General features: G+C 64.5%; 4 protein-coding genes. All 4 read right to left on the bottom strand.

Annotated elements, in window-relative coordinates; all coding sequences use genetic code 11:
- Positions 1-5 precede the first annotated feature (5 nt).
- Complete coding sequence (locus L0G76_RS14665) at positions 6-650, bottom strand: TrmH family RNA methyltransferase (protein WP_304357894.1); 645 nt, start codon at positions 648-650, stop codon at positions 6-8.
- Positions 647-2,332, bottom strand: a complete 1,686-nt coding sequence (locus L0G76_RS14660; protein WP_304357893.1) for an ABC transporter permease — start codon at positions 2,330-2,332, stop codon at positions 647-649. Before L0G76_RS14660 ends, L0G76_RS14665 begins: the two co-directional genes overlap by 4 nt.
- The gene (locus L0G76_RS14655; RefSeq protein WP_304357892.1) at positions 2,332-3,213 is read right to left on the bottom strand and encodes an ABC transporter ATP-binding protein; all 882 of its coding nucleotides are present in this window, start codon (positions 3,211-3,213) and stop codon (positions 2,332-2,334) included. The genes L0G76_RS14660 and L0G76_RS14655 overlap by 1 nt, the downstream gene beginning before the upstream one ends.
- Before the next feature lie 168 nt (positions 3,214-3,381).
- The gene (gene pyrE, locus L0G76_RS14650; RefSeq protein WP_304357891.1) at positions 3,382-3,948 is read right to left on the bottom strand and encodes an orotate phosphoribosyltransferase; all 567 of its coding nucleotides are present in this window, start codon (positions 3,946-3,948) and stop codon (positions 3,382-3,384) included.
- Between the last annotated feature and the right edge of the window lie 54 nt (positions 3,949-4,002).

Raw genomic sequence — 4,002 nt, 5'->3', positions numbered from 1 at the left:
GCCCCTCAGCCCACCGGCTGGTCGTAGACGTGGCGGCGGATCCAGGAGTGCATGGTGATCGCTGCCGCCGCGGCCGCGTTCATCGACCGGGTCGAACCGTACTGCGCGATCGAGAGCACTGCGGTGCTCGCCTCGTGCGCCTCCTCGCTGAGTCCAGGACCCTCCTGCCCGAAAAGCAGCAGGCTGTTTCGCGGCAGATCATAGGTCTCCAACGGCACCGAGTCCGGAAAGTTGTCGATTCCGATCAGCGGCACTGATTTGTCGGTGCACCACTGCAGGAGGTCGTCGATACTCGGGTGGTGAATGATGTGCTGGTACCGATCGGTGACCATCGCCCCGCGCCTGTTCCACCGTCTTCTGCCCACGATGTGCACCGCGGCGGCGTTGAAGGCATTGGCCGTCCTGACCACCGAACCGATGTTGAGGTCGTGCTGCCAGTTCTCCACACCGACGTGGAATTCGTGTCGCGATGCGTCGAGGTCGGCAATGATCGCTTCGAGTTTCCAGTAGCGATACTTGTCGACGACATTGCGCCGATCGCCGTCTGCCAGCAGCTCGGGGTCAAAGTGCTCAGACACAGGCCAGGGGCCGGTCCATGGACCGACCCCCACCTGTGGCGCGTTCGACTGCGGCGCGCTGTCTTCAGTCACTTCTTGTCATCGGTTTCATCCGCCGAGGCACCATCGGAGTCCGCATCGGTTTCATCTGCCGATTCCTCGGACTTCGCTGCCTTCGCCGAGGTGGAGTCCGAGTCCGCGTCGTCAGAGTCGGAGTCCGTGTCCGCGTCGGAATCACTCGCATCGTCAGAGTCGGAGTCCGCAGCTGCTCCCTTGGCACCGGCCTTCTTTTCGCCGGCTGAGCCGACGGAGACCTTCTGCGCACGCTTGCTCATCTTCACGGTCTTGCCGCCGCGTCCGCCGCCGGTGAGCACCGCGCGAACGTAGGCACTGCTGGCCATTGAGTGGATGATGAGCGCCACCACCGCGGCAATGGCTGCGGCGACCAGGCCCTCCCACCACTCGGGTGGACTCCCGAAGAAGCGTCCGGCAATGCCCAGCGGCGAGGTGAACGGAGTCCACGACAGCACCTTGGCGACGGTTCCCGATGCGCCCACGATCACAGGAGCGATGAAGCCGCCCACTGTGAAGACGCCGATGATCGAGACGAAGGTCTTGCGTGCCTTGCTGCCGGTGACGGTCGACGCCCACACGAGGAGCGCGAAGACGGTCCAGGCCGTGAACAGCAGGGTCAGTGCGAACCAGCCCAGGCCGGGCAGCATGGCGAATGCCAATGATGTCTTGCCGGTGATGGAGAGTCCGAGTTCGGCCACGACGATCGCGACGACCAGGTGGACTGCTGTCAGTGAGATCATGCCCGTGATCCGACCCGACGCCGAGGCGCGAGGAGGGATCGTGGCCGCAATGATCTCAGTGATCCGATTGCGCTTCTCCAACCGCAGGTTCTGGTAGAGCGCGGCGCCGAGCGTAGCCACAACGAGCAGCGCGAACACGGCCATGCCCCACAGCACCGGAGTGGCGACCTCGTCGCCGACTGCCGGCTCATTCAGCAGTGTCGCCTCAGTCTTCGGTGCCAGCTTCTCCAGCAGGACCTCGGGCTGCTCGTCCAAAGCGATGATCGTCGGCTGTGCCTGTCCGGTGGGGTCCTGAATGAAGGCCGCATCGACCTTGCCCTCACGCACCAGCTTCTCTGCAGCCTGGGCGTCCTTGGCGTCGGTGATCTCCACGCCGAGCTGCTGCTCGTACATGGCAGCCTGCTCACCCACACCGACCATGGCCATGCTCGGAGTGCCCGACTTCGACTCGGACCCTCCGACGGCGCCCGCGATGATCGCGGCGAGGATGCCCAGCACGATGACGGCACCGGTGACCAGGAAGAAGGGGCTGCGAAGTGCGGTCGAACTCTCGCGGTTCGACACCAACCAAGCGGCTTGACGCTTATTCACGTCGACGAACTCAGAGACCAGACCGGTCTCGGGAAGCTCATCGGGTGAGGGATTGTCCTGGGCAAGCTCGAACGGAACCTCGTCGAGCCCGTCGGGCGCATCGTCTGTGTCGGCGCCATCCACTTCGTCCTCCGCCGACGTTGCACTCGCAGCAGACTGACTGCCCTTGCGAGGTGTGCCGCTCTTGCCGGACTTGGCGCTCTTGGCGGCTGAGGCCGCAGAGCTCTTGCCATCTGCATCGTCATCGGCGGCTGTGACGTCATCGCCGATGGGAACGCCCAGATCATCGATGCCCTCGCCTGCAGTGCCCTTCGACACCAGCGGCTCCTCCGGGGAGTCCCCGTCCGGGCCTTCGTCCTTGCCTGCCATCACAAAGCCTCCTTGTACTGCTCGGCCAATGTCGGGCGAACACTCTCAAAACTCTTCACACCATTCAGTGCTGCCACGGTCTGCGCGGCAGAGCCCGCATCGGCGGCACGGAAGCTGATCACGCTGTCCTCCGAATCGAGAATCGCAACGTCGCTGATGCCCGCGCGCTTCTCCGCTGTCTTGGCGGCCGCCTCGGCGTCGCTGACCTTCACGCGGTACTTCACGTCCGAGCGCAGCTCCTGCACACTGCCGGACACGCTGGTCCGGCCCTGATTGAGGACGACCACGTCGTCGGCATGTGCCTGCGCGGCCTCCCAGTTGTCGGTCGCCAGAATGACGGGCACCCCGGAGGCTGCATGGGCGCGCAGCAGCGACATCACGAGTTCGGTCGACTCTGAGTCGAGCCCGGAGAAGGCATCGTCGATGACGACGACATCGGGGTCGGCGGCCAGGGTCGCCGCGATGTCGACCCGGGCGATCTCGGTGCCGCTGAGGTTCTTCAACGGGGCATAGCCGCGATCGGCCAGTTCGAGGCGCGAGAGCAGTGTCAGCGCATTGCGCTCGGCCGCCCCCAGCGTGATGCCGTGCAGACGCGCCAGGTAGACGATCTGATCGATCACGCGCATGTTCGGGTAGCCGCCGCGTTCGGCGGGCAGATACCCGAAGTTCTGACGATCGCCGAAGTCGAGCTCGAAGTCCTCGAGCTTGACGGTGCCCTCATCGGGCGAGATCAGCCCCATGATGACGCGAACCAGCTCGGTCCGGCCGGCCGAACGGGTTCCGACGATTGCGGTGATCCGGCCTGCTTGCGCGGTGAAACTCACCTCGTCGAGATAAGTTCGCTTTCCCTTGCGCAGGGAAACCTCTTTCAGTGTGAGCACGCGTCATCCTTACTTTTCCAGAAGCAGTACTGTGGGAGTGTCTCATCCATCGTGTTGAATCGACCTCGATGTTTCAAACCAGGACCTCGATTTCGACAGAATTGCCAGTCGAGTCCCAGCTGGTGATCGACGGAACGCGGTGTCGCCCGTGCGATCTGGGCCAACGTCTCAATCCAGACCAAGATCACTTGTCGTCAGAGCCGTGAGATACGGAATGCCCGTCGCCTCGACCCGCTCCTTGGCTCCCGTGTCACGGTCCATGACCACAGCCACGGCCACCACCTCGGCGCCGGCCTCCCTGAGAGCCTCGACCGCGGTGAGCACGGAGCCGCCCGTGGTCGACGTATCCTCGACCGCGACGACCCGCTTGCCTGTGACGTCGGGGCCCTCGACACGACGGGACATCCCGTGCTTCTTCGCCTCCTTGCGGACGACGAAGGAATCCACCGGGGAGCCGCGGACGACAGACCGGTGCATGACGGCGGTGCCGACCGGGTCGGCGCCCATCGTCAGTCCGCCCACAGCATCGATCGTTTCGAGCAGGCCCTCGGCGGCCAGGAGGTCGAGCACCACATCGCCGATCAGCGGTGCGGAGCGATGATCGAGGGTGACCCTGCGCAGATCCAGATAATAGTCAGCTTCCCTGCCGGATGAGAGTGTCACCTTGCCGCGAACGACGGCGAGTTCGTCGATGAGGTCGAGCAGTTGTCGGCGGGTGTCTGCGCAATCGGTCATGCCCACAAGTCTAAACGGCCAGTGCCGGTGTGCAGACCAGGCCCGTCACACACG

The organism is Brevibacterium picturae, from assembly GCF_030453725.1.
Taxonomy (GTDB): domain Bacteria; phylum Actinomycetota; class Actinomycetes; order Actinomycetales; family Brevibacteriaceae; genus Brevibacterium; species Brevibacterium sandarakinum_A.
Note: the sequence above shows the minus strand (reverse complement) of the source record. Positions and strands in the feature narration are given on the sequence as shown.

Excerpts from the sequence above, each read along its gene's own strand:
- L0G76_RS14660 (WP_304357893.1), bottom strand. The coding sequence starts at position 2,332 with ATGGCAGGCAAGGACGAAGGCCCGGACGGGGACTCCCCGGAGGAGCCG.
- pyrE (WP_304357891.1), bottom strand. The coding sequence starts at position 3,948 with ATGACCGATTGCGCAGACACCCGCCGACAACTGCTCGACCTCATCGAC.